The sequence below is a fragment of the Janthinobacterium saanense genome (assembly GCF_014200675.1).
Classification (GTDB): domain Bacteria; phylum Pseudomonadota; class Gammaproteobacteria; order Burkholderiales; family Burkholderiaceae_D; genus Janthinobacterium.
In genome coordinates this window covers 114523-139666 of the sequence record NZ_JACHCI010000017.1, presented here as the reverse complement: position 1 = coordinate 139666, position 25144 = coordinate 114523, and the positions used below count along the sequence as shown (strand labels likewise).

Below are 25144 nucleotides of genomic sequence, written 5' to 3'. Positions count from 1 at the left end.
ACTCAAAAAACTGACAGGCCACTACTTTCGTAGCGCCTATTTCATTATTTCTTGTGAACATTTGATATTTTAAGTTTGACAGCGATCCGAAGATCGCTGCTGCACTGACATCAAATGCCCACACTTATCGACTGTTAATTGTTAAAGAACTGTATTCGGTACTGCTTATTTGCTACTTTCGCGCTATCGACAAAGCGTTGTGTTTGTCAGCTGCGAAGAAGGAAGAGTATGAAGCGTTTCGCACATTTCGTCAACCTTCTTTTTTACTGCATCGCCGTTTCCGGTGATCCCTTTAGTGCCGCAAACTAGTGCGTCTCATTGGGGAGGCGAACTATAGCAAAGCGCCCCTATAGAAGCAAGGCTTTTCCCGGGTAAATTGCACGCAACTGCTACAATTTCGGCCCCTCAGCGCAAATCCGCGCCCACCATAGAAGAAGCACCATGAAACAACAAGCGCAAGGATCAGGCCTTACCCTGAAACGGGCAGGCTTTAGCTCCAGCTTCGGCGTGCTCGCCGCCACCCTCGGTTCGGCAGTCGGCCTCGGTAATATCTGGAAGTTCCCCTATCTGACAGGCGCCAACGGCGGCGCCGGTTTTTTGCTGATCTATCTGCTGGCTACCTTATTAGTGGGATTGCCCGTGATGATCGCCGAAATCACCCTGGGACGGCGGGCCAAGCTCAATCCTATCTCGACCATGGAGAAGCTGGCCAGCAAGGGCAAACCCTGGTGGCTGGTCGGCGTGATCGGCATGCTGGCCGCCTTCCTCATCGTTGCCTTCTATTCGGAAGTGGTGGGCTGGGTGTTTGCCTATATCGCCAAGGCCATCGACGGCTCCATCCTCAGCAGCGACAAGCACGTCACGGAAGCTGCCTTTGCCTCGCTGATCAGCAATCCGCTGCAATCGCTGCTGTGGCAATGGGGCGTGCTGCTGTTTATCGGCGGCATTTTGATGCTGGGCGTAACCAAGGGCATCGAGGCAATCGCCAAGAAACTGATGCCGCTGCTATTTCTATTACTACTGCTGCTATGCGCGGTCAGCCTGTCGCTGGACAAGGCCAGCGATGGCCTGGCCTTTTTGTTCCGTCCGGACTTCAGCAAGCTGACGGCGTCGGTGGTGCTGACGGCCATGGGCCTGGCCTTCTTTAAATTGTCCGTCGGCATGGGGACGATGATGACCTACGGCAGCTATTTCCGCGATGATCAGGATATTCCGCTGACGACCTTGCGCGTGATGGCGGCCGACCTGGGCGTGTCCATGCTGGCCGGCATCGCCATCTTCCCGGCCGTGTTCACGTTTGGCTTCGCCCCCAGCGCGGGACCGTCGCTGGTCTTCATCACTATCCCCGCCGTGTTTTCACAAATCCCCATGGGGCAATTTTTGATGGTGGCGTTTTTCATCCTGGCCGCCGTGGCCGCTACGGGTGCGATGCTGTCGCTGATGGAAGTGCCGGTGGTGATCTTTCACGAACGGCTGGGCTGGTCGCGCAAAAAGGCCACGGTGGTAACGATGCTGTTGCTGGCCTTGCTGGGTTCGGCTTGCGCACTGAGTAACAGCACTCTGGCCGACTTCAAGCTGTTTAATATGAATATGTTTGATCTGTTCGACTTTGTTTCATCGAATATCTTCCTGCCCGTGGGCGGTATCGCGATTGCCTTGTTTACGGGCTGGGCTTGGGGCAAGGACAATTTCATCAAGGCGATCGGCAATCAAGGCCTGTTGCAGAACCGCCGGCTGGCTACGGTGCTGCTGTTCCTGCTGCGCTATGTGTCGCCTGTATTGATTTTGCTGGTGATGCTGAAGGGCTTGCGGGTCTTTTAATTAGAGTACCCGGGTGTAGGTCTGGCGCACCAGCACCCGGTCGCCGCAGTCAAAATGCCACCATTCGCTGTTGATGCCGAAGAAACCGGACTGGAACATGGCGCCGCGCAAGAGCCGGCGATTCTCTACCTGCTGTGCAGTAATCTCTCCCCGCTCCAGTAATATCAGCTCCAACGCCGGATGTGAGCGCTCACTAAGATCATCAAAACCCGTGCCCATATCCAACTCCTGCCCATCCGGCCCCACGATGGTGATATCGAGCGCCATGCCAAATGAGTGGATGGAACCACGGCTGGGCTCGGCGATATAGCCCAGCAACTCCGTGCCTTGCAGCGCATCCCATAGTTGCTGCTGCACCCGTTGCGGGCGCAGGGCGTCCAGTACCAGCAGATGATGATCAGGCCGCTCCTCGGCCAGCCAGGCTACCGCATTTTCCAGCGCGGCAGCTGCATCGCGGTGCAGCCAGGCGCAATCGATGGGGCTGTATAAGTCACGGCCGACGAAATTATCGGGCGTGGCGTAGCGCAAGTCGACGGCGATACCGGCGATGCTGGCCAGGTGGCGAAATTGCGGATCGCTGGCCACCGCTTCCAATTGCAGACTTGCAACAGACATCAGACTCTTCTTTCCAGGCAATTGCGTGCGGCCACGCCGATGCTGTCAGCCAGGCGGCGCGCGCCATGCGACAACGGTGAATGGCTGGCCGTCAATAAATACAGTTGTATCGGGATTGTCGGCGCCCATGGACGGCGCTGCAAACGCTCGGGCGCACCGGAGGCGGCCGTGAATGGGTCGACCACGGCCATGCCGGCGCCCGCCTCCACCAGCGAGCGGGCAATTTGATAGGTCTGCACCACGGTACTGAATACGGGGTGGATGTCCTGCGCTTCGCAGGCGGCGATCACCAGTTCGCCCAAGGGGTCATTGTCGGCGTGGCCTATCAGTTCGCCAGACAAGCCATGTGCGGTCAACGGCGTGCCGCAGTCGGCCGCGTGCCAGGTGCCGGCCGGGGCGATGACCGTCATCACGCCTTGCGCGATCGGTTCGGCCACGATGCCAGGGTGGCGCGGGTCTTGCAGCGACAAGGCCAGGTCCGCCTCGCCCAGACGCAAGGTGTTGACGATCTCCCCCGTATGATGGGTAGCCAGCTGGCAACGCGTATGGGGAAAGTCGCGGCGCCAGGCCGTCATGGCAAAGGGCAAGACACTAATCGCGATGGTCGGCGTCGATACCAGGCGGATGGTTTCCACCGCATGGCTTTTCAGGCTGGCGGCCAGGCGGCGTATGCCCAGCAAATCGCGGTTGAGTTTTTCCGTCTCGATGAATAAACGGTGCGCCTCGGGTTTCGGATAGAGCTTGCCCCGCACGCGCTCGAACAGCGGCATGCCCAGTTGCAACTCACAATGCTGCAAGACCTTGGTCACGGCGGGCTGTGAAATATGCAGCACCTGGGCCGCGCCGCTGATGGTGCCAACTTGCATGATGGCGTGAAACACCTCGATATGACGCAGCCGCATGACTTATTCCTTTACCGTGCTTCAGCCCTTGAGGCCGTAAGAATTAAGCATATAAGAAAAAGGCATGGGCTGGAACCGCAACTACTTCGTTACAACAGCTGGCGCCGGCACGGCCTTGGCCGCTGGCGTGGTCAGTACTTCCAGCAAGGCCGCCGTTTCGCCATCGGGCATGCCATCGAAACGGGTGTTGCGGTATTTCATCTGGAAAGCGATCAGGACATTGCGCGTCGCTTCGTCAAAGATGCCGGTCTGCGGCGTGGCATAACCATGTTGCGCCAGTTTCTTTTGGAACCAGACGGCGTCCGGCACTTGCTGGTCAAAAATCAATCGCTGCTCGGCAACCCGGTTGGCGTCTGGCCAGACGATCAGACCCGCATCGGCCAACTGGCGCCATGGGAACAGCGGTCCCGGATCTTGCTTGCGCTGCGGGGCGATTTCGTTATGGCCGAGAATATTCTCTGGCGAAATATTGTAGCGGGCCACGATATCTTTCAGCAGCGGAATCAGCTCATCGATTTGCGCCTGCGGGAAGGGATACCAGAGACGGCCTTCGGGCGAATCCGTGTAGCCGGGATTGACGATCTCGATGCCGATCGAGCTGACATTCAACTGTGTATAAGTCTTCCAGTTACTCACACCCGCGTGATTGGCCTGGCGCGATTCGTCGACCAGCGCATAAAACTTCGGTGTGGCCGTATCGGTCAGCAAGTAATGGCTGCTCACTTCCTGTTGCGTGAGGATCTGGATAGAGCGGGGCAGGTTGCTGACCGTGTAATGGATGATGATGAATTTTACGCGCGGACTCTGGCCGCGCGCCGTCAGGCTATGGTCGATATGGGGCGCTGGCGTCGTCGTACAGGCAGACAGCAGAGCCACGAACAGGGCGAGAACGAGTTTTTTCATGAGTAATCCATCATCTGAGTGTGTAATTATCTAATTGGCACTGTTTTGGCGGCAATACGCGCCGCCGCCATATGCGGCTGTGCCACTTTTTGCTGCAGCGCCAGCGATGCAGGTAATGCAGCCTGCATGGCGGCAAAGATGGCTGGGTGCAATTGCGCCGCACGGCCCGCCAATACCACCGGACGCGGACCATAACGGTCGATCAAGGCCAGCGCCAGCCGCGCCAATTCCTGGCCGGCGCGCTGCAAGATGTCCAGCGCCAGCGGATCCGTATCGGCAGCAGCGGCCACAGCCAGCGCCAAACGGCCTATCGTACCGCGCTCTTGCCCATACATAAAGTCGCGCGAGACAGACCAGTCGCTGCCGCCGAGCTGCGCAAAGACGGCCTCGGCCATCGGGGAACCTTGCCAACTACCCGGGCACTCATCTTCGCCTCGCCAAATTTGCCGCAGGGCTTCCCTTGCGATCCAGTAACCGCCGCCGCCATCATCTAGCAGCACGCCGCGGCCACCCGCGCGGTGAAAGCCGCCATCTTGATCGATCCAGGCGGCAATCGAGCCCGTCCCTGCGTAGACCAGATATCCATCACCGGCTTCAAAACTGTCACGGTAAGCGATGTCGATATCGTTGCCCAGACTCACGTTTGCCACGTCCAGCGCCAGCAATTCTGCCAGCAAGGCAGTCAACACGGCGCCATCGCCGCCAAAACCCGTCAGGCCGGCCAATACCTGGGTCGGCTGGCCGACGGCCAATACTTCCTGGCACAGTTTGGCAAAAGTGGTCTGCAAGGCGGCGCGGCCGGTATCGCTGCTCATTTGCAAAGCAGATAGTCCCTCTACCGCGCCTTGCGCCACGATAGCGCCATCGGCACGGGCCAGGGCCCAGCGCGTTTGCGTGCCGCCGGCATCGATGCCCAAACCCAACCTGTCTGTAGAGAAAGAAGTCATCGCATCAGTGTAAAGCCAAGCAAGCCCTGCAGTCATGAAAGCTTGCGCATGTTTCATGCCTGCAGGTTATAGGTGGGCCATCTTTACTGGGCCGGCTGGCGTAAAGTCACGCGGGGGCTTTCATTACCGAGGCGATCCACGGCGCTGACCACTACCGCATTGACTTTACCGGTGGCGTCATCGACCAGGGTCAGTTCGCTTTGTACGCTTGACACCACCGTGAAACGCCAGTCTGCGCCGTAACGGGCCCAGACCGCGTACTGGGTCACGAGTTTGCCGGCGCCCGCCGTCAATTTCAGGTTCACACTGGTGGCATCGCGGCGCATGATGACCGTCGGCGTGCCAGGCGCTTCCGTGCCCAGCCATGGCGTGGTGGGAATCAGGGCAGGGCTCTGGTAGACCGTGGCTTTCAATTGATCGCTGATGCCCTTGCGGTTCTGCATCAGGGGAATCATGCTGAAATGCACCTGGCCACTCGCGCCGGGGCGCGTGCGCGTCAATTCGATCTGCTTGATGATCTCTTGCGGCGTATAGGACTTGGCCGAATTGTCGATGCGGCTGGTGTACAGGCCCGGCCATATATGGCGGCCATACGGATTTTGCGCCAGCCAATAGTCGAGCAGCACGCCAAACGCCTGCGGCGCCTGTCCTACGGGCCAGTACAGCTGCGGCGACAGATAATCGAGCCAGCCCTTCGACAGCCACAGTTCCGCATCCGCATACAATTTATCGTACTGGCTGAAGCCAACGATGCCGGGCGGACGGCGGTCCGGGCGGCCGATACCGAAGGGACTGATGCCGAAACGCACCCAGCTCTTTTCGCGGTGTATGCCTGTATACAAAGACTCGATCAGCTGGTTCACATTCTGGCGGCGCCAGGAAGCGCGGTCCAGCTGGCCACCACCCAGCAGATATTGCTGCCACGACGGTTCATCGGGGAAAGGCAGCTCACGCTTGGCCCCGCCCGTGCCCGCATCGAGCGCGGCTGTCTCGGCCCCGGCGCCGGCATTGCTGCCGGCGCCAGGCGCATCGATAGGATAGGGATAGAAATAATCGTCGATGTGCACGCCATCGATGTCGTAGCGGCGCACCACGTCGAGCACCACATCGGTGGTGTGCTTCGACGCTGCGGCGTCGCCCGGGTCCATCCACAGGTAGCGGCCATATTGCTTGACGGACGCAGGGTTGGTGACGGCGAAACTGTCGCGCGCCAGCGGCGACTTGGCGGTGGCGTGGCGGGCACGGTAGGGATTGAACCAGGCGTGCAATTCCAGGCCACGTGCATGCGCCTGGGCAACCCAGAATGCCAGCGGGTCATACATGGGCAGCGGCGGCTGGCCTTGCTTGCCCGTCAGATATTCAGACCATGGTTCCAGCGGCGACGGGTAAATCGCATCGGCGCTGGGGCGCACCTGCAGCACGATCGCGTTCAGATTCAAAGACTTGGCGCGGTCGAGGATAGCGATGGCTTCCGCCTGCTGTTTGGCTACCGGCAAATTGCTGCGGCTGGGCCAGTCGATATTGGCGACGGTGGACACCCAGGCGGCGCGGAACTCGCGCGGCGCCGGTGGCGGCACTTCGCCCGTGATGTGCTCGACGGGCGGCAAGCCTGGCAACGCCGTCATGCCGGGATTCACATCAGAAGGCATTCTGGTGCTGGTGCAGCTGCTGAGCAAGCCAGCCACGGCCAGCGCGGCGATCGCACTGGCGGCGGCGCCCAGCCGTTTTTTCAATGTAGAAAGCAAAACAATTCCTTGCAGAAATATGGTCTGATCGATGATCACGCAGCCAAGTACGCAATCAAGCGGGGCATTTTACTGTGCGCCAGCAATCGGTGAAGCCACGCACAGCCATCATGAACGTCAGGCAGCCTTCTTGCCGAATTCGGGATCGATCTTGACCAGCGCCGCCATGATGAAGGCGGGCACGGTGGCGATGCAGACCCAGATGAAGAAGTGCTGATAACCTAGCCATTGCTGTATCCAGCCGCTGGCCATGCCGGGCAACATCATGCCCAAGGCCATGAAACCGGTGCAAATGGCATAGTGGGCGGTTTTATGGGCGCCGTCGGACACCATAATCATGTACAACATATAAGAAGCAAAACCAAAGCCGTAACCGAATTGCTCCAGCGCGATGCCGCCCGCGATCAGATAGATATTGCTGGGCAAGGCCGTGGCCAGGTAAACAAACACCAGGTCGGGCAAGTGCACGGCCAGCACCATGATCCACAGCAAACGCTTCAAGCCGAAGCGGGAAATCACATAGCCGCCCAGCAAGCCACCCAGGGTCAGGGCGATCACGCCGATGGTGCCGTAGACCAGGCCGACTTGCTCCGTGGTCAGCCCCAGGCCACCCTTGCTCACAGGGTCCAGCAGGAAAGGCGCAGCTAACTTGAGCAATTGCGCTTCGCCCAGGCGGAACAGCAGCAAAAAGCCGAGGATGACGACAATATCTTTCTTCTTGAAGAAGGCGGCAAAGGTGGCAAGGAATTCCTGCAGCGGCGAGGCGCCGGCATGCGCGATGCTGGCCTTGTCGCCGGCCGGCTTGGGCAACACAAAATAGTGGTAGAAGCAGAGGGCGATAAACAGGCCCGCCAGGATGGCGAACACGCTGGACCAGGCCAGTTGCACATTGCCCGTGACATGGGTCAGGTAGCCGGCCAGAAATACCAGGCCGCCCTGGCCGGCGATCATTGCCAGCCGGTAAAAGGTGCTGCGCACGCCGACAAAGGCCGCTTGCTGGTGTTGCTCCAGACCCAGCATATAAAAGCCATCGGCGGCAATATCATGCGTGGCCGAACTGAAAGCCATCAGCCAGAAGATCGCCAGGCTGATCTGAAAGAAATGGGGCAGGGCCGTGGTCAGGGCCACCAGCGCCAGCGCGGCGCCGATCACCAATTGCAAGCCGATGATCCAGAAACGCTTGGTGCGGTACATATCGATGAAGGGCGACCATAGCGGCTTGATGACCCATGGCAGGTAGAGCCAACTCGTGTAGAGCGCGATATCGGTATTCGAAAGGCCGTAGTTCTTGTACATGATCACAGACAGTGTCATGACAACAACATAAGGGATACCCTGACCGAAATACAGGGTGGGAATCCACCGCCATGGATTATTCGCGCGCGCTGGCGCGCTATGTTTCACAAGCTCCATACATCCTTCGTCATCGACCGGACAAAAGAATGATGCGCCATCGGATCAAGCCGCCAGTGCTGCCCGCACACTGCCGTTCGCTCCGGCCAACAATGCCTGTGCCTGGTCTGTGGTGATTTTTTTTAACAAGGCAACCATCGCCACCTTGACGTGAAACTGGCATTGCTCCAGCACTTGCCTGGCCTCGGCCTCATCGGCGCCGGTGGCGTGCATGGTCAGACGCACCGCCCGCAAGAGTAGCTTGGCGTTGGTCGGCTTCAAGTCTACCATCAAGTTTCCATAGGTTTTATGCAAACCGACCATCAGCGCGCTGGAAATCGTGTTCAGGGTAATTTTTTGCGCCGTGCCCGCCTTTAAACGGGTGCTGCCGGAAATCACTTCCGCGCCCGTGTCGAGCACGATGCCGCATTCGGCCTGCAGCGCTACCGGTGCGCCGGGATTGTTGGCGATGCCTATCGTCAAGGCGCCAGCCTCGCGCGCCGCCCGCAAGGCGCCCAGCACATAGGGCGTGGCGCCGGATGCGGCCAGCAGTATCACCACGTCGTCCGGCTGCGGCTGAAGAGCGAGCAAGTCCAGCGTACCTTGCTCCACATCATCCTCCGCGCCTTCGACAGCCGTAAACATGGCGCCCTGGCCACCGGCCAGAATGGCGACGGCCCGCTCGGGCGGCCAGGAAAAGGTGGGATTCAGTTCAACACTGTCGAGCACGCCAAGCCGGCCCGAGGTGCCCGCGCCCACATACAGCAAACGCCCGCCAGCGGCGATACGGGGCAGGGCGGCGGCTACGGCCGCGCAGATATGCGGCGACGCCAGCCTTACCGCTTCGACGGCCCAGAATTGATCATCGACAAAGGCAGCGACCAGTTGCTCGACCGGATAAGTATCGAGTTCCGGATGCCGCCGGCTCGGGGTTTCAGTTTTCAGCATGACTTCCGAACATGGTTAAACGATAAACTCAGTTTAATGCCAAGGTGGACAGTCAGCCATGAAAGGATGTCAGGCGGGCATAACGGTGGCTTATGGGCGTTTATGGAGAACGCCGCATTTCTGCGACGAAATCATAATGGTCGCTGCGGCAGTAGGAATGCGTCAGCTCCACCGCCTCGCCCGTTTCCAGGTAAGCGATACGCGTGATGAACAGCACGGCCTGGCCATCGGGCACGCCCAGTTGCTGGGCCAGCATGCCCGTCGCATTCATGGCGCGGATGTGCTGCAGGGCGCGTACGGGCGCCTTGCGGATGTTATTTAAATAGGCATACAGCGAATCGCCCACGGCAGCCGGGTCCGGCACCACGCTGAACGGCAAGACGCTCACTTCATACGCCATCACCACGTCGTCGGCCAGGCGCAAGCGTTCCAGGCGCGCCACCTTGGTATTTTGCGGCAGGCCCAGGCTCAGTTGATCATCGCTGCTGGCAATCACCACGTCGCGCTTGAGCCAGCGCGAACCGGGACGGTAGCCGCGCTGCTGCAATTGTTCGGAAAAGCTCGACAGATTCGATAGCGGCTGCTCGATACGCGGGGCAATATAGTTGCCCGATCCACGGCGGCGCACGACGAGGCCCTGCTCGACCAGCTGGTCGATGGCCTTGCGCGCAGTCACGCGCGACACGTCAAGCAATTCGGACAGGGTCCGTTCAGATGGCAAAGCCTGGTCTACCTGGTAACGACCGTTGCGTACGTCATCGCTCAGCTTGCGGGCGATCTGCATATATAAAGGCGAATTGTCATTTAAATCGACCTTGAGTTCTACACTGGTCCGTCTCATACAGTTCTCCTTGTATGACTAGTGTAATAGCGAAGGCGCTTGTGCGTATCCCGTGGGGCCATGAATAAATGGAAAATGGGCATAAATAATGGTTATACGGTTAAAAAAACAATGTTTCAGTATGCCAAAGGTCAACATTGATGAATTTATTGACAATGTTGTATTTGCTCATGCACCAGATTGTGGCGCACGTCTGGCGTACAAATACGCAGAAACGAGGCCCTATGCATTCCCGGAAGTTATGGCTGCACCATGATGTTTCATTGGCTCGCTTGTTTCCCAGCCTCTAAGCTTTCATCGACTGCTCCCGCACCATGGGAGTGCAACGAACGTCATACAAGCGAGGCATGATGCAAGAAACCCGGCGGCACCCAGGAGCAGGACAGCAAGTCATCATCATCGGTGCTGGCATCGTCGGCCTGACCTCGGCCTGGTGGCTGGCCGAAGCGGGCTACAAGGTCACCGTGCTGGAGCGCAATGAACAAGTGGCGATTGCCGCAAGTTATCGCAATGGCGGCCAGCTCAGCTATCGCTACGTGGCGCCGCTGGCGGACGCGGGCATCCCCCTGAAAGCCCTGTCATGGATGTTGCAAAAAGACGGGCCGCTGCGCTTCCGTCCCGAAGCGGACTGGCGCCAATGGCGCTGGCTGGCCAGTTTCTTGCGCAATTGCAACGTCGCCAGCAATGCCCGCACCACGGCCAAGCTGCTGGAATTGGGCGAACTGAGCCGCACTGGCATGGCCCAGCTAGAATTGTCCGTGCCGCCTGACGCCTATGCCTGGCGCGATGCGGGCAAACTGATCGTCTACCGCTCGCCCGCGATTTTCCAGCGCGCCGTGGCCAGGCCGGAATCGGAAGAGGCCCGCATCGTGCTGACGCCGGAACAAGCCGTGCAGCGCGAACCGGCGCTGGCGGCGCTGCAGGGGGCATTGGCAGGCGGCATTTTTACGCAAGGTGAAGCGGTGGCCGATTGCCACGCTTTTTGCCAGCTACTCACGGCGCGGCTGCTGCAGCACCCCAACTTTGCCCTGCTGCTGAAGGGCGAGGCGCGCCAGTTCATGACAAATCGCGGCAAGATCACCGGGGTCGATACCAGCCTGGGCTTGCTGGAAGCGGACCACTATGTGCTGGCGGCCGGCATCCAGAGCCGCGACCTGGCCGCCACTGCCGGCATTTATTTGCCGCTGTACCCCTTGAAAGGCTATAGCCTGAATGCGCCGATCCGCGCGCAAGACCTGGCGCCCGAAATCAGCATCACCGATTTCGAGCGCAAGGTGCTATATGCGCGCATCGGCAATAGCCTGCGCGTAGCCGCCATGGTCGACATGGTGGGCGCCGATACCCGCATCGATGCGGGCCGTATCGCCGGCCTGACCCGGCTGGCCCGTGAAGCCATGCCGCAGGCGGCCGACTACGAGCAGGCCACGGCCTGGGCCGGCTTGCGGCCCGCCACGCCAAACAGCGCGCCGCTGGTCGGCCCCAGCAAGTACAGCAACCTGTGGCTGAATGTGGGCCACGGCCCGCTGGGCTTTACCTTTGCGGCCGGCACGGCGCGCATCCTGGCCGACTTGATGAGCGGCCAGGCGCCGCCGTTTGCGCTGGATTTCCTCAGCCCCCGGCAATAAGCGGGCAGGCGGCAACCGGCGGCGCCGTTATGGCGGATAATTGCGACACTTTCCTGTTTCCACGTCGATAAGACCGCATGTCCACATCCCCGAAAACTGCTGCCTGCCCCTGTGGCGGTGCTGCCTACGCCGTTTGCTGCGGTCCGTATATCACGGGCGCCGCCCTGCCGCCCACGGCCGAAACCCTGATGCGTTCGCGCTACACGGCCTTTACCCTGCGCGACGAAGCTTATCTGCGCGCCACCTGGCACGCCAGCACCCGCCCCAGCGAGCCCCTGTTTGCCGAGGAAGAAAAAGTGCACTGGCTGGGACTTGAGGTAAAATCTGCTTTACGTTTACGTCAACGTAAAGCAAAATCAGCAGATCAAACCGAAGAGATCAACCGCGACACCGTCGAATTCGTGGCCCGCTACAAAGTCAGCGGCCGCGCGCACCGCCTGCATGAAGTGAGCCGCTTCGTGCGTGAACAGGGTGAGGGCGGCTTGCGCTGGTTTTATCTCGACGGCAGTTTTCCCGAATAGCGCGACCCGAGAGACCGGGCGATAATAAAAAGGAACCGCAATGCCGCACATCGAAAGCAAACTCAATCCGCGCAGTGAAGATTTCAAGGCCAATGCCGCCGCCATGCAAGCCATCGTCGACGATTTGCGCGACAAGGTGGAAAAAATCGCCGCTGGCGGTGGTGAGGCGGCAGCCGCCAAGCACCTGGCGCGCGGAAAACTGCTGCCGCGCGACCGCGTGCAGATGCTGCTCGATCCCGGCACGCCTTTCCTCGAATTTTCGCAGATGGCGGCCTACGCCATGTACCAGGACGCCAATGGCGTCGATGCGGCGCCTAGCGCCGGCATCATCACCGGCATCGGCCGCGTCTCGGGCCAGGAATGCGTGATCGTGTGTAATGACGCCACCGTCAAGGGCGGCACCTATTACCCGATGACGGTCAAAAAGCATTTGCGCGCCCAGGAAATCGCCGACCAGAACAACCTGCCCTGCATCTACCTGGTCGACTCGGGCGGCGCCAACCTGCCGAACCAGGATGACGTTTTCCCGGACCGTGACCATTTCGGCCGCATCTTTTATAACCAGGCCAATCTGTCGGCCAAGGGTATACCGCAAATCGCCGTGGTGATGGGCTCTTGCACGGCCGGCGGCGCCTATGTGCCGGCCATGAGCGATGAATCGATCATCGTCAAGGAACAGGGCACGATTTTCCTCGGCGGCCCGCCACTGGTAAAAGCGGCTACCGGCGAAGTGGTGACGGCCGAAGACCTGGGCGGCGGCGACGTGCATACGCGCTTGTCGGGCGTGGTCGACCACCTGGCGCAGAACGACCTGCATGCGCTGTCGCTGGCGCGCACCATCGTCTCTAACCTGAACCGTGTCAAGCCGCAGCAAATGGCGATGCGTGTACCGGTCGAACCGAAATACCCGACCCAGGAACTGTATGGCGTGATCCCGGTCGATACGCGCAAGCCCTTCGATGTGAGGGAAGTGATCGCGCGCATCGTCGACGGCAGCGATTTCGATGAATTCAAGGCCCGCTACGGCACTACCCTGATTTGCGGCTTTGCGCATATCCATGGCGTGAAGGTTGGCATCATCGCCAACAACGGCATTCTGTTTTCCGAATCGGCACTGAAAGGCACGCATTTCATCGAACTGTGCTGCCAGCGCAAGATCCCGCTGGTGTTTTTGCAAAATATCACCGGCTTCATGGTGGGCCGCAAATACGAAAACGAGGGTATCGCCCGCAATGGCGCCAAGATGGTGACCGCGGTGGCCACCGCTGCCGTACCGAAATTCACGGTAATTATCGGCGGCAGCTTCGGCGCCGGTAACTACGGCATGTGCGGCCGCGCGTTTTCGCCCCGTTTCATGTGGATGTGGCCCAATGCGCGCATCTCCGTCATGGGCGGCGACCAGGCCGCGTCCGTGCTGGCGACCGTCAAGCGCGACGGCATCGAAAGCCGGGGCGGGCAGTGGAGCGCGGAAGAAGAAGCCGCCTTCAAGCAGCCGGTCAAGGAGCAGTATGAACACCAGGGCCACCCGTATTACGCCACCGCGCGCCTGTGGGACGATGGCGTGATCGACCCGGCCGACACCCGCATGGTGCTGGGCCTGGGCCTGTCGGCCGCGCTGAACGCCGAAATTGCGGACACGAAGTTCGGCGTTTTCCGCATGTGACCGGGAGGAGAGAACATGGAATTTGAGACTCTGAAAATCGTCATCGAGGGCAATGTCGCCACCGTGACCCTGAACCGCCCGGACGTGCGCAACGCGTTCAACGAAACCACGATCGCCGAACTGGCGCGCGCTTTCGAGGGCCTGGGCCGCAGCGAGATGGTGCGCGCCATCGTCTTGGCCGCCAATGGCGCAGCCTTTTGCGCCGGCGCGGACTTGAACTGGATGAAGAAAATGGCAGGCTATACGCATGCCGAAAACCAGGCCGACGCGCTGCAGCTGGCACAGATGCTGCGCACGATTTACCTGTGCCCCAAGCCTGTGGTGGCCAAGGTGCAGGGCGACTGTTATGCCGGCGGCATGGGATTGGCGTCCGCATGCGATATCATTCTGGCTGCGGAAGACGTGCATTTCTGCCTGAGCGAAGTGCGGCTGGGACTGATCCCGGCCACTATTTCACCGTATGTCATCAAGGCCATGGGCGAAAACGCGGCACGCCGCTACTTCCTGACCGCGGAGCGATTCTCCGCGCAGGAAGCGCTGCGGATGGGCTTTGTCCACGAAGTCGTCTCTGGCGAGACACTGGACGCGAAAACCGCGGAAGTGCTCAAGGCGCTGACGGGCAATAGCCCGCACGCAGTGGCGCAAGCGAAGACGCTGGTGCGCGATATCACCGGCCAGCCAGTCGACGACGCATTATTGTTGGACACCGCCGAACGCATCGCGCAGATCCGCGCCTCGGAACAGGGCCGTGAAGGCGTGCAATCGTTCCTGGACAAGCGCAAGCCGAGTTGGCTCATGGGCTAGCTCATGGACTAAGAATATCTATTGGAGCAGTTTTGAAAGCAGAAAAACAATCGGGCTGGGTCGAACGCAGTCTGCGCAGCGTGTGGCATCCGTGCACGCAAATGCAGCATCACGAAACCGTGCCTTTGATCCCCGTCAGCCATGGCCGCGGCGCCTGGCTGTACGACCACGAAGGCCGGCGCTACCTTGATGCCATCAGCTCCTGGTGGGTGAATTTGTTCGGCCACGCCAATCCGCGCATCAATGCGGCATTGAAGGACCAGCTGGACCGCCTGGAACACGCCATGCTGGCCGGTTTTACGCACGAACCGGTGATACAACTGTCGGAAAAACTCTCTGCCCTCACCAATGGCGTGCTCGGTCATAGCTTTTATGCCTCGGATGGCGCCTCGGCGGTGGAAATCGCCCTGAAGATGAGTTTTCATGCCTGGCGCAATAGCGGCAAGAGTGAAAAACAGGAATTCGTCTGTTTAAAAGGCAGTTACCACGGCGAGACCATCGGCGCGCTGGCCGTCACCGACGTGGCGCTGTTCAAGGATGCCTACGGCCCGCTGCTGCGCGCCACGCAGACCGTGATGTCGCCCGACTACCGCCAGGCGAATGAAGGCGAAACAGCGCAGGATGTCGCGCGCCGCGCCGCCTTTGAAGTGGAACAGCTGTTCCAGCAAAAGGCAGACAAGATCGCCGCCATCATCATCGAGCCGCTGGTGCAATGCGCCACCGGCATGGCCATGCACGACCCGCTCTACCTGTCGCTGGTGCGCGCGCTGTGCGACCAGTATCAAGTGCATCTGATCCTCGACGAAATCGCCGTCGGCTGCGGCCGCACGGGCACTTTCTTCGCTTGCGAACAGGCGGGCATCTGGCCCGACTTCGTCTGCCTGTCGAAAGGCATCAGCGGCGGCTATCTGCCTTTGTCGCTGGTGATGACGCGCGAAGATATCTACCAGGCGTTTTACAGCACTGACGTGCGCCGCGGCTTTTTGCATTCGCACTCGTACACGGGCAACCCGCTGGCTTGCCGCGCCGCGCTGGCGACCTTGTCCATCTTCGAAGAGGACGATGTACTGGTGGCCAACCGGGTGCGCGCGGCAAAAATCACGCAGGCGCTGGCGCCGCTGGCACAGCATGAAAAAGTCGTCAATTTCAGGCAGCAGGGCATGATCTGGGCCTTCGATGCAGTCGACGCGGCGCCCGATTTTTCGCGCAACTTCTTCAGTACCGCGCTGGAACATGAGTTGTTGATGCGCCCGATCGGCGCCACCGTGTACCTGATGCCGCCGTACATATTGAACGACGAAGAAATCGCCGGCCTGGGCCAGCAGACCCTGGCTGTCTTCAATAAAGTGATCGAGGCCTGAGATGGAACTGATCACCCGCCTGAAACAGCATTTGCAAGGACTGGAAGAGCGCAGCCTGATACGCCGCCGCCGCACCGTGGAAACGCCGTGCGCGCCGCGCCTGACGGTGGATGGCCGCGAGATGCTGGCTTTTTGCAGCAATGACTACCTGGGCCTGGCCGCGCATCCTGCCATCATCAAGGCGCTGCAAGAAGGCGCTGACCTGTACGGCGCCGGCAGCGGCGCTTCGCACCTGATCAGTGGCCACAGCCGCGCCCACGCGCAGCTCGAAGAACGGCTGGCCAGCTTTGTCGGCAGCAACCTGGAACACGCCCGCGCCCTGTATTTCTGCACCGGCTATATGGCTAATTTAGCTGTGCTGACCGGCCTGGCGGCGGGCGATGCGGACACCGAGATTTTCTCGGAAGCGCTGAACCACGCGTCCCTGATCGACGGCACGCGGCTGTCCCGCGTCAAGACGCGCGTCTATCCGCACGCCGACCTGGCTGCGCTGGCGGCCTTGCTGGCGGAAAGTAAAGCCAAGACCAGGATCGTCGTCACCGACAGCGTCTTCAGCATGGATGGCGACCTGGCGCCGCTGCCCGCGCTGCTGGCCCTGTGCGAACAATACGGCGCCTGGCTGGTGGTCGACGATGCGCACGGTTTTGGCGCGCTGGGCGAGCATGGCCGAGGCGCGCTGGAACACTTTGAGCTGCATTCGCCTTACCTGGTCTATGTCGGTACTTTGGGCAAATCGGCCGGCGTGGGCGGCGCCTTCGTGGCGGCGCATGAAGCCGTGATCGAAACGCTGATACAGAAGGCGCGGCCATATATCTTCACCACCGCCGCGCCGCCCGCGCTGGCGCATGCGCTGCTGGCCAGTGTGGACATTATCGCCGGCGAAGAAGGTGCACAGCGCCGCGCACATCTGGCGGCACTGGTGGCGCAGTGGAACGAAGGCTTGCAGCTGCAACGCTGGCAAGCCTTGCCATCGCAAACCGCCATCCAGCCCGTGATCATCGGTGAAAACGCCGAAATGATGGGCATTGCGGCCAGCTTGTACCAGCAGGGACTGTGGGTAGGCGCGATCCGCCCGCCTACCGTCCCCCTCGGCACGGCCCGCCTGCGCGTCACCCTGTCGGCCGGCCACACGGCGCAGGAAGTGGCGCAATTGATCAACGCAGTCAACACGCTTGAAAGGACTCGCCATGAGCCTTGATGACCCTATCGCGGCAAGCGACCTGGCGGTGCAACCCAGCCCAGCGGCGGCGGCGGCCGGCTTGCCTTCCTCATTTGCCTGTTTCGTGACCGGCACCGACACGGAAATCGGCAAGACCCTGACCTCGTCAGCGCTGCTGCACGCGCTGGTACAACGCGGCGTGCGCGCCTGCGGCATGAAGCCGGTGGCAGCTGGCGCCGAACTGCGCGACGGCGAGCTGCATAATGAAGACGCCGACAGCCTGATCGCTGCTGGCAACGTCACCATGCTGCGCAGCCTGACCACGCCCTATATGCTGAAGGAGCCGGCCGCGCCGCATATCGCCGCCGCGCTCGAAGGCGTGAGCATAGAGCCTGTGCCCATTTTGGCCGCCTACCTGGAAATCGCCGCCGCTTCAGATGCGGTGGTGGTCGAGGGCGTGGGTGGTTTTCGCGTGCCATTATCAGCCGATTACGATTCCGCCGACCTGGCGCAGCAGCTGGAATTGCCCGTGATCCTGGTGGTCGGCATGCGCCTGGGCTGCATCAGCCAGGCCTTGCTGACGGTCGAAGCGGTGCAAGCGCGCGGCTTGAAGGTAGTCGGCTGGGTCGCCAATACCCTGGAAGTGGAAATGCGCTTCCTCGATGAAAATATCGATGCGCTGATCGAGCGCATCCCGGCGCCGCTGCTGGGCAGGGTGCCGCGCCTGGCGCAGCCTTCTGCCGAAGCGGCCGCTGCCTATCTCGATTTTACGGGCTTGCCGAACTGGCCAGCCCAACGCCCGAACAATTGAACGTATCCCAAAATAGAAACGAAGGAATCACCATGTCTCAAGTTCAAGAAGCAGCAAAAACCGTCGAACTGCACCGCCCTGCGGCGCGCATCACCCTGCCGGAAGCGGCTACCTGGCCGTTGGAAGATGTGCTGGCCCTGTTCGACCTGCCATTTAATGACCTGATGTTCAAGGCCCAGCAAACCCACCGCATCAATTTCCCTGATGGCGACGTGGAGCTGGCGACCCTGCTGTCGATCAAGACCGGCGGCTGCGAAGAAGACTGCGGCTACTGCCCGCAAGCAGCCCGCTACGACACCGGCGTGGAAGCGAAAAAAATCCTCGACATCGACACGGTACTGGACGCCGCGCGCCAGGCCAAGGCCAATGGCGCCACGCGCTTCTGCATGGGCGCCGCCTGGCGTGGCCCGAAAGACCGCGACATGGAAAAAGTCGAAGAAATGGTCAGCAAGGTCAAGGCCCTGGGCCTGGAAACCTGCGCCACCCTGGGCATGCTGGAAGAAGGCCAGGCTGACCGCCTGAAAAACGCCGGCCTCGATTTCTACAACCACAACCTGGATACGGCGCCCGAGTTTTACGACAACGTGATCTCCACGCGCGAATACCAGGACCGCCTGGACACACTGGGCCGCGTGCGCGAAGCAGGCTTGAAAGTATGCTGCGGCGGCATCGTCGGCATGGGCGAAACGCGCGTGCAACGCGCCGGCCTGATCGCCCAATTGGCCAACCTGAATCCGTATCCTGAATCGGTGCCGGTGAATCACCTGGTGCAGGTGGAAGGCACGCCTTTGTTCGGCCTGGAAGCACTGGATCCATTCGAATTCGTGCGCACCATCGCCGTGGCCCGCATCACCATGCCAAAAGCACGCGTGCGCCTGTCCGCCGGCCGCCGCCAGATGGGTGAAGCGGTGCAAGCCATGTGCTTCCTGGCTGGCGCCAACTCGATTTTCTACGGCGACAAGCTGCTCACCACCGACAACCCGGAAGCAGAAGACGACCGCATCCTGTTGAGCAAGCTGGGCCTGCAAACGCGCGGCGCCATGCTCGAATCGGTACAGAAAGAGAAGTGCGGCTGCTGATAACCAGTCAAGGGGTCAGACCCTTTGGGTCTGACCCCGGCATTTTGCTTTTGGGTTAAAAGACAAGACAGAGACAAGACAGCAGACATATAAAAAAGACAGCTGCCCTTTTTGAGAGAGTAGAGAGAGACCATGTTCACTAAAATCCTGATCGCCAACCGCGGCGAAATCGCTTGCCGTGTCGCCGCTACCGCGCGCCGCATGGGCATCTTGACGGTTGCCGTGTATTCGGAAGCCGACGCCAGGGCCAAGCACGTCGCCGTCTGCGATGAAGCAGTGCTGATCGGCCCGGCCGCAGCCAAGGAAAGCTATCTGTGCGGTGACAAGATCATCGCCGTGGCGCTGGCCACGGGCGCGCAGGCGATCCATCCCGGCTACGGCTTTTTGTCTGAAAACGCGGACTTCGCCGACGCCTGCCACGCGGCAGGCCTGGTCTTTATCGGCCCGCCGGCGTCGGCCATGCGCGCCATGGGTTCCAAGTCGGCCGCCAAGTCGCTGATGGAGAAAGCCAATGTCCCGCTGGTGCCTGGCTACCATGGCGAGAATCAGGATGCCGATTTCCTGCACACCCAAGCCGACCAGATCGGCTATCCGGTACTGTTGAAAGCCTCGGCTGGCGGTGGCGGCAAGGGCATGCGCGTGATTGAGAACTCGGCCGACTTCAAGGCGGCGTTAGCTTCTTGCAAGCGCGAAGCGATCAGCTCTTTCGGCGACGACAAGGTACTGGCTGAAAAATACCTGTCGCGTCCACGCCATATCGAAATCCAGGTGTTTGCCGACACCCTGGGCAATTGTATCTATCTGTTTGAGCGCGACTGCTCGGTGCAGCGCCGCCATCAAAAAGTGCTGGAAGAAGCGCCAGCGCCAGGCATGCCGTCTGAGCGCCGCGCAGCCATGGGCGAAGCGGCCGTGGCCGCCGCCAGGGCTGTCGGTTATGTCGGCGCCGGCACGGTGGAATTCATCGCCAACCAGGATGGCTCGTTCTACTTCATGGAGATGAACACGCGTCTGCAGGTGGAACATCCGGTAACGGAAATGATCACCGGCACCGACCTGGTGGAATGGCAGTTGCGCGTGGCCTTTGGCGAGCCGCTGCCGAAAAAACAAAGTGAGTTGACCATCCACGGCCACGCCATCGAGGCGCGCATCTACGCAGAAAATCCCGAAAAAGGCTTCTTGCCGTCGATCGGCACCTTGCGCCATATGCACTCGCCGCAAGCGGTCACGTTTGAACTGGGCGGAACACCGGTGCCGGCCGGCGTGCGCATCGATTCGGGCGTGCGCGAAGGCGATGCGATTTCGCCCTTCTACGACCCGATGATCGCGAAATTGATCGTCTGGGGCGCGGACCGCCGCGTAGCGCTGGCGCGCATGGCGCAGGCGTTGTCGGAATACCAGATCGTGGGCCTGGCCACCAATATCGCCTTCTTGAAGCGCCTGGTGCTGGGCCAGGCATTTTCCTCTGCCGAGCTCGATACGGGTTTGATCGAACGCAACCACGATACGCTGTTCCCGGCCCTGCAGGCAGCGCCCGACACGGCCCTGGCGCTGGCGTCCGTGGCCCTGCTGACGCAGGAAGCGGCGGCCAACGATGGCAGTGGCCCATGGGGCAATGCCCAGGGTTGGCGTTTGAACAGCGCGCTCAAACGCAGCCTGTCTTTTGCCGACGAATTTGCGCTGGCCGGCGATAGCAAAGCCTATGCGGTACGCGTGACATACGCCGCCGATGGCTGGCTGTTCAACGACCAGCCCCTGAGCCTGACAACGAACAAAGGCCTGGAACTGCACATCAAGCTGGGCGAACGGGCCGTGCACGGCACCGTGCTGCACGACGGTGAACAGTTCCACGTGTTTACCGGCGGCGCGCACTACACCTTGCACTACAACGATCCGATGGCGCATGCGGGCGAAGTGGAAGCCGAGGGCGGACGCCTGACGGCGCCGATGCCGGGCAAGGTGGTGGCCGTACTGGTGACCAAGGGGCAGGATGTGAAGAAGGGCGAACCGCTGGTCATCATGGAAGCGATGAAGATGGAGCACACCATCGCCGCGCCGCACGACGGCCTGGTGGAAGACGTGCTGTATGCGGTGGGCGACCAGGTGGCCGACGGCGCGCCGCTGCTGGCCTTCAAGGCAGCCGCATAGAGTAGCCACGATGCGCATTCTTTTACAACGCTCGGACGGCAAGCAGGCGGCGTGGATCGCTGATTTTAACGCCCAGCTGCCCGAGGCCGAGATCGTTTTCTGGCGCGATGGTGAGCCAGTAGTACCCTGTGACTACGCGGTCGTCTGGCAACCGCCGGCAGCCATGCTGCCAGCATTGAGTCAGGTCAAAGCCATCTTCAACACGGGCGCCGGCGTCGATGCCTTGCTCAAATTCGGCGAAGCGCTACCCAAGCACGTGCCGCTGGTGCGCCTGGACGATGCAGGCATGGGCGTGCAGATGGCCGAATATGTCAGCCACGCGGTGCTGCGCCATTTCCGCCGTTTCGACGATTATGAAGCGCAGGCGCGCGCCGGCATCTGGCAGCCGCTGCCCGCCTTTGAAAAAACGGACTTTCCCGTCGGCGTACTGGGCATGGGCGCACTGGGCACGCGCGTGCTCGATGCGCTGGCGCAGTTTGAATTTCCCTTGCGTGGCTGGAGCCGCAGCCAGAAGCAGCTCGATGGCGTGACATGTTTTGCGGGCGAGGAGGGCTTGGCGTCCTTCTTGCGCGGCACGCGGGTACTCGTCTGCATGCTGCCGCTGACACCGGACACGCACAATCTGCTGGACCGCACGCGCCTGTCGATGCTGCTGCCAGGCGCCTACGTCATCAATGTGGCGCGCGGCGCGCACCTGGCCGAACCGGATTTGCTGACCCTGATACGCTCGGGCCATATCGCCGGGGCGACACTGGACGTATTCCGCAACGAGCCGCTGCCGCAGCAGCACCCTTTCTGGCAAGAGCCGCGCATCACCATCACGCCGCATATTTCAGCGGCCACCCTGCGCCGCGAAAGCGTAGCGCAAATCGCCGCCAAAATGCGGCGCCTGCACGCTGGCGACACGGTCGCCGGCATCGTCAACCGTTTGCAAGGATATTGAGATGAACCCGACCAGTAATCTGCCGAAACAAGTGAAAATCGTCGAAGTGGGTCCGCGCGACGGCTTGCAGAACGAGAAGGAAACCATCAGCGCCGCCGTCAAGATCGAACTGGTCGACCGGCTGACGCAGGCCGGCTTTGCCAATATCGAGGCGGCTTCTTTCGTGTCGCCCAAATGGGTGCCGCAAATGGCCACCAGCGCAGAAGTGATGGAAAAGATTGTGCGCCGGCCCGGCACGATTTATTCCGCGCTGACGCCGAACATGCAGGGTTTTGACGCGGCACTGGCGGCAAAGGCCGATGAAGTGGTGATCTTCGGTTCGGCCTCGGAAGCGTTCTCGCAAAAGAATATCAACTGCTCGATCGCCGAATCGATCGCCCGCTTCGAAGGCGTGGCGAAAGCAGCCAAGCAACACGGCTTGCGCCTGCGTGGCAGCATCAGCTGCGCGTTTGGCTGCCCGTATCAGGGCGACGTGCCGCTCGATGCCGTGGAAGACGTGGTGCAGCGCATGCGCGACCTGGGCTGCGACGAAATCGACATCGCCGACACCATCGGCGTAGCCACGCCGCGCAAGACGCAAGCGGTGATGGAGCGCGCCATCCGCGCCTTTCACGTGGGAGGCTTGTCCGGCCACTTCCACGATACCTATGGCCAGGCGCTGGCCAATATCTACGCCAGCCTGGAAACGGGTATCGCGATTTATCACTCGTCTGTTTCCGGCCTGGGCGGCTGTCCCTACGCCAAGGGCGCCACCGGCAACGTGGCCACCGAAGACGTGCTGTATATGATGGCCGGCCTGGGGATAGCCACCGGCATCGACCTGGACCTGGTGGTGGACGCGGGCCAGTTCATCTCGCAGCAGCTGGGCCGCAAGGGTTCCAGCCGGGCGGGCAATGCGATGGCGGCGAAGCGATTGGGGTAAGAGGAAAGGGGCTGCGGCCCCTTTTTCAATACGATCGTCAATACAATCCGTACAGACGAAAAAAAACCCAGAAGCCGAAACTTCTGGGTTTTTTTCTACAAATTTGGTCGGAGTACAAGGATTCGAACCTTGGACCCCCTGGTCCCAAACCAGGTGCGCTACCGGGCTGCGCCACACTCCGAAGACCAAGATAATACAGACCGTATCGACTTCGGTCAAGGGTCAGGTGCAACTCTATGTAAATTATTTACGGGCGGAACAGCGACTCATGTATTTTTAAAAACTTGTGATGTATGCGACACTAGCTACGCGAGTTTTCCCGATCAGCCATGAGGTGAGGACGGCAATGCATTTCAGTACAGAAATCCACACGCAAGGCGATGCTGTTCCGTTCTTGCGCAACCGGCGCGGCATCGCACTGGGCATCGCCGTGTCGTTGCTGCTGCACGCCGGCTTGATCTATGTCTGGCGTGCAGTGAAACCGCCGGCAATTCCCGATACCGGCCCCCGCGTGGAATCGGTCGCCGTCTGGATACGCCCGCTGGCCGCCAAGCCGCTACCCCCACCGCCGATTGCCGAAGCCAAGCCGAAACACGAACCCAAGCCCATCAGCGCGCCCAGGAAAACCATCAGCAGGGAAGATGCGCCCCGCATCACGGCGCAACCGCCCAGCCAGAATATGATCACCATCGCCCCCACCGCGCCGCCAGCGCCGGTAGCCACGCCCGATGCGCTAGCCAAGGAAGCGCCGAAGTTCGACATGGACGCCGCATTGAAAACCGCGCGCAAGGTTGCCGGTGAACGCGACCCTTCCAAAGTGGGCACGGCGGTGGGACAAATCCCCGACAAGCCGCTGCAGACAGAAACCCAGCTGGCGCGCGATATCGCCGAAGGCAAGCGTGGCGATTGCCGCACCGCTTATGCGGGCGCCGGCATCCTGGCGCCCGTGTTGATGCTGCTGGATAAAAAGGATAGCGGGTGCAAGTGGTAGCACACTGACAAGATACCCAGATTGGGTACGATACACCCCAATCCAGGTAGGATGGTCTAGATTATTCCTGTCCCTTCAGCTGCAGCGCCCGCTCATATAAAGCGTTTTTCTTGCGGCCCGTGATTTGCGCCGTCAGGTTGGCGGCCTGTTTCACGCTGCATTCGGCCAGCAGGATGTTGAGGATGCGCTCGGCTTCCACGTCTTCTGCGTCTTGCGCTTCGGTCGCGCCTTCCAGCAAGACGACGAATTCGCCTTTTTCACGGTGCGCGTCGGCGCGTATCCAGGCGACCGCTTCCGACAGGGGGCAGCGGTGGATTTCTTCGAACAGTTTCGTCAGTTCGCGCGCGAACACTACTTGCCGGTTCGGCTCGAAAGCTTCGACCAGGGCAGTGGTGCAATCGAGGATGCGGTGTGGCGCTTCGTAAAACACCATGGTGGCGGTCACGCCGCGCAGGCTGTGCAAGATGTTTTCGCGCTGCCTGGCCTTGGCGGGCAGGAAGCCGACAAAATAAAACTGGTCGTTGAGCAAGCCGCTGGCGGAAATCGCGGTGATCGCTGCCGATGGACCGGGCAGGGGCAACACGCGCAAGCCGGCTGCACGCACGGCGTCGACGATGCGCGCGCCCGGGTCGGAAACGGCAGGCGTGCCCGCGTCCGAGACCAGGGCGATGCGCTCGCCGGCCTGCAGGCGGGCGATCAGGGTTTGCGCCACTTCGCGCTCATTATGTTGATGCGCAGCAATCAAAGGCTTGTTCAAGCCGAAACGCGTCATCAGGTGCGCCGTATTGCGGGTATCTTCACAGGCGACGGCGTCAGCCAGGCTCAGCAGATGCAGGGCGCGCAGGCTGATATCGGTCACATTGCCGATCGGCGTGGCCACTACATACAATGTTGCTATAGGATAGACCTGGTGCGCCGCCTCTGTCATGATGGGAAGGTTGGCGATTAAACTACTTTCTTGTACGGTCATTTTGGGGGTCAGATGCTTGCTAATAGTGTGAAGTTA

General features: G+C 60.8%; 22 protein-coding genes and 1 tRNA gene. 13 read left to right on the top strand and 10 right to left on the bottom strand.

Annotated elements, in window-relative coordinates; genetic code table 11:
- Positions 1-441: 441 nt before the first annotated feature.
- Positions 442-1821 (top strand): sodium-dependent transporter, encoded by a 1380-nt coding sequence (locus HDE72_RS20945; protein WP_183745037.1) that lies wholly within the window; start codon positions 442-444, stop codon positions 1819-1821.
- Here HDE72_RS20945 and HDE72_RS20940 read toward each other — a convergent pair whose 3' ends face one another.
- The 8 genes from HDE72_RS20940 to HDE72_RS20905 all read right to left on the bottom strand — a co-directional run bounded on the left by HDE72_RS20940 (position 1822) and on the right by HDE72_RS20905 (position 10114).
- Entirely contained in the window at positions 1822-2436 is a 615-nt protein-coding gene (locus HDE72_RS20940; protein WP_183745034.1) for a M15 family metallopeptidase, read from the bottom strand.
- Positions 2436-3338 (bottom strand): LysR family transcriptional regulator, encoded by a 903-nt coding sequence (locus HDE72_RS20935; protein WP_183745031.1) that lies wholly within the window; start codon positions 3336-3338, stop codon positions 2436-2438. The genes HDE72_RS20940 and HDE72_RS20935 overlap by 1 nt, the downstream gene beginning before the upstream one ends.
- 81 nt (positions 3339-3419) lie before the next feature.
- A complete protein-coding gene (locus HDE72_RS20930) occupies positions 3420-4241 on the bottom strand; it encodes an N-acetylmuramoyl-L-alanine amidase (RefSeq protein ID WP_183745027.1) in 822 nt (273 codons plus the stop codon).
- Between the two features lie 26 nt (positions 4242-4267).
- Positions 4268-5188, bottom strand: coding sequence for an N-acetylglucosamine kinase (locus HDE72_RS20925; RefSeq protein ID WP_260176836.1), 921 nt, complete (start codon positions 5186-5188; stop codon positions 4268-4270).
- An 83-nt stretch (positions 5189-5271) separates the two neighbouring features.
- Positions 5272-6933: a glycoside hydrolase family 10-like protein gene (locus HDE72_RS20920; protein WP_183745021.1), complete on the bottom strand. Its 1662-nt coding sequence runs from the start codon at positions 6931-6933 to the stop codon at positions 5272-5274.
- Between the two features lie 117 nt (positions 6934-7050).
- Entirely contained in the window at positions 7051-8346 is a 1296-nt protein-coding gene (locus HDE72_RS20915) for an MFS transporter (protein WP_183745019.1), read from the bottom strand.
- Positions 8347-8391: 45 nt separating this feature from the next.
- On the bottom strand, positions 8392-9273 hold the full coding sequence (locus HDE72_RS20910) for an N-acetylmuramic acid 6-phosphate etherase (RefSeq protein ID WP_183745016.1): 882 nt from the start codon (positions 9271-9273) through the stop codon (positions 8392-8394).
- 100 nt (positions 9274-9373) lie between these two features.
- The gene (locus HDE72_RS20905) at positions 9374-10114 is read right to left on the bottom strand and encodes a GntR family transcriptional regulator (RefSeq protein ID WP_183745014.1); all 741 of its coding nucleotides are present in this window, start codon (positions 10112-10114) and stop codon (positions 9374-9376) included.
- Between the two features lie 347 nt (positions 10115-10461).
- On the opposite strand from HDE72_RS20905, the gene HDE72_RS20900 reads away from it, so the two are divergent.
- The 11 genes from HDE72_RS20900 (at position 10462) to HDE72_RS20850 (ending at position 23147) form a co-directional block, all read left to right on the top strand.
- Positions 10462-11739 carry a D-amino acid dehydrogenase gene (locus HDE72_RS20900; RefSeq protein WP_260176834.1) on the top strand — a complete coding sequence of 426 codons (1278 nt, stop codon included), beginning with the start codon at positions 10462-10464 and terminating at the stop codon, positions 11737-11739.
- Positions 11740-11816: 77 nt separating this feature from the next.
- Positions 11817-12260 (top strand): YchJ family protein, encoded by a 444-nt coding sequence (locus tag HDE72_RS20895; protein ID WP_183745011.1) that lies wholly within the window; start codon positions 11817-11819, stop codon positions 12258-12260.
- A 40-nt stretch (positions 12261-12300) separates the two neighbouring features.
- Positions 12301-13923 carry a carboxyl transferase domain-containing protein gene (locus HDE72_RS20890; RefSeq protein ID WP_183745008.1) on the top strand — a complete coding sequence of 541 codons (1623 nt, stop codon included), beginning with the start codon at positions 12301-12303 and terminating at the stop codon, positions 13921-13923.
- 15 nt (positions 13924-13938) lie between these two features.
- Complete coding sequence (locus tag HDE72_RS20885; protein ID WP_183745006.1) at positions 13939-14727, top strand: enoyl-CoA hydratase/isomerase family protein; 789 nt, start codon at positions 13939-13941, stop codon at positions 14725-14727.
- 32 nt (positions 14728-14759) lie between these two features.
- Positions 14760-16088: an adenosylmethionine--8-amino-7-oxononanoate transaminase gene (gene bioA / locus HDE72_RS20880; protein ID WP_183745004.1), complete on the top strand. Its 1329-nt coding sequence runs from the start codon at positions 14760-14762 to the stop codon at positions 16086-16088.
- A gap of 1 nt (position 16089) precedes the next feature.
- Positions 16090-17286: an 8-amino-7-oxononanoate synthase gene (gene bioF / locus HDE72_RS20875; protein ID WP_183745001.1), complete on the top strand. Its 1197-nt coding sequence runs from the start codon at positions 16090-16092 to the stop codon at positions 17284-17286.
- Positions 17276-18058 (top strand): dethiobiotin synthase, encoded by a 783-nt coding sequence (gene bioD, locus HDE72_RS20870; RefSeq protein WP_183744998.1) that lies wholly within the window; start codon positions 17276-17278, stop codon positions 18056-18058. The genes bioF and bioD overlap by 11 nt, the downstream gene beginning before the upstream one ends.
- Before the next feature lie 32 nt (positions 18059-18090).
- Positions 18091-19137 (top strand): biotin synthase BioB, encoded by a 1047-nt coding sequence (gene bioB / locus HDE72_RS20865; RefSeq protein WP_183744995.1) that lies wholly within the window; start codon positions 18091-18093, stop codon positions 19135-19137.
- A 132-nt stretch (positions 19138-19269) separates the two neighbouring features.
- Positions 19270-21282: an acetyl/propionyl/methylcrotonyl-CoA carboxylase subunit alpha gene (locus HDE72_RS28105; RefSeq protein ID WP_183744992.1), complete on the top strand. Its 2013-nt coding sequence runs from the start codon at positions 19270-19272 to the stop codon at positions 21280-21282.
- 10 nt (positions 21283-21292) lie between these two features.
- The gene (locus HDE72_RS20855) at positions 21293-22225 is read left to right on the top strand and encodes a 2-hydroxyacid dehydrogenase (RefSeq protein ID WP_183744989.1); all 933 of its coding nucleotides are present in this window, start codon (positions 21293-21295) and stop codon (positions 22223-22225) included.
- 1 nt (position 22226) lies between these two features.
- Positions 22227-23147: a hydroxymethylglutaryl-CoA lyase gene (locus HDE72_RS20850; protein WP_183744985.1), complete on the top strand. Its 921-nt coding sequence runs from the start codon at positions 22227-22229 to the stop codon at positions 23145-23147.
- A 104-nt stretch (positions 23148-23251) separates the two neighbouring features.
- Here the strand turns inward: HDE72_RS20850 and HDE72_RS20845 are convergent.
- Positions 23252-23328 (bottom strand) — tRNA-Pro (locus HDE72_RS20845).
- Between the two features lie 165 nt (positions 23329-23493).
- Between HDE72_RS20845 and HDE72_RS20840 the strand changes: the two genes are divergently transcribed.
- Positions 23494-24138: a hypothetical protein gene (locus HDE72_RS20840; RefSeq protein ID WP_183744982.1), complete on the top strand. Its 645-nt coding sequence runs from the start codon at positions 23494-23496 to the stop codon at positions 24136-24138.
- 61 nt (positions 24139-24199) lie between these two features.
- On the opposite strand, the gene rsmI is transcribed toward HDE72_RS20840, so the two are convergent.
- A complete protein-coding gene (rsmI, locus tag HDE72_RS20835) occupies positions 24200-25108 on the bottom strand; it encodes a 16S rRNA (cytidine(1402)-2'-O)-methyltransferase (protein WP_183744978.1) in 909 nt (302 codons plus the stop codon).
- Positions 25109-25144 lie beyond the last annotated feature (36 nt).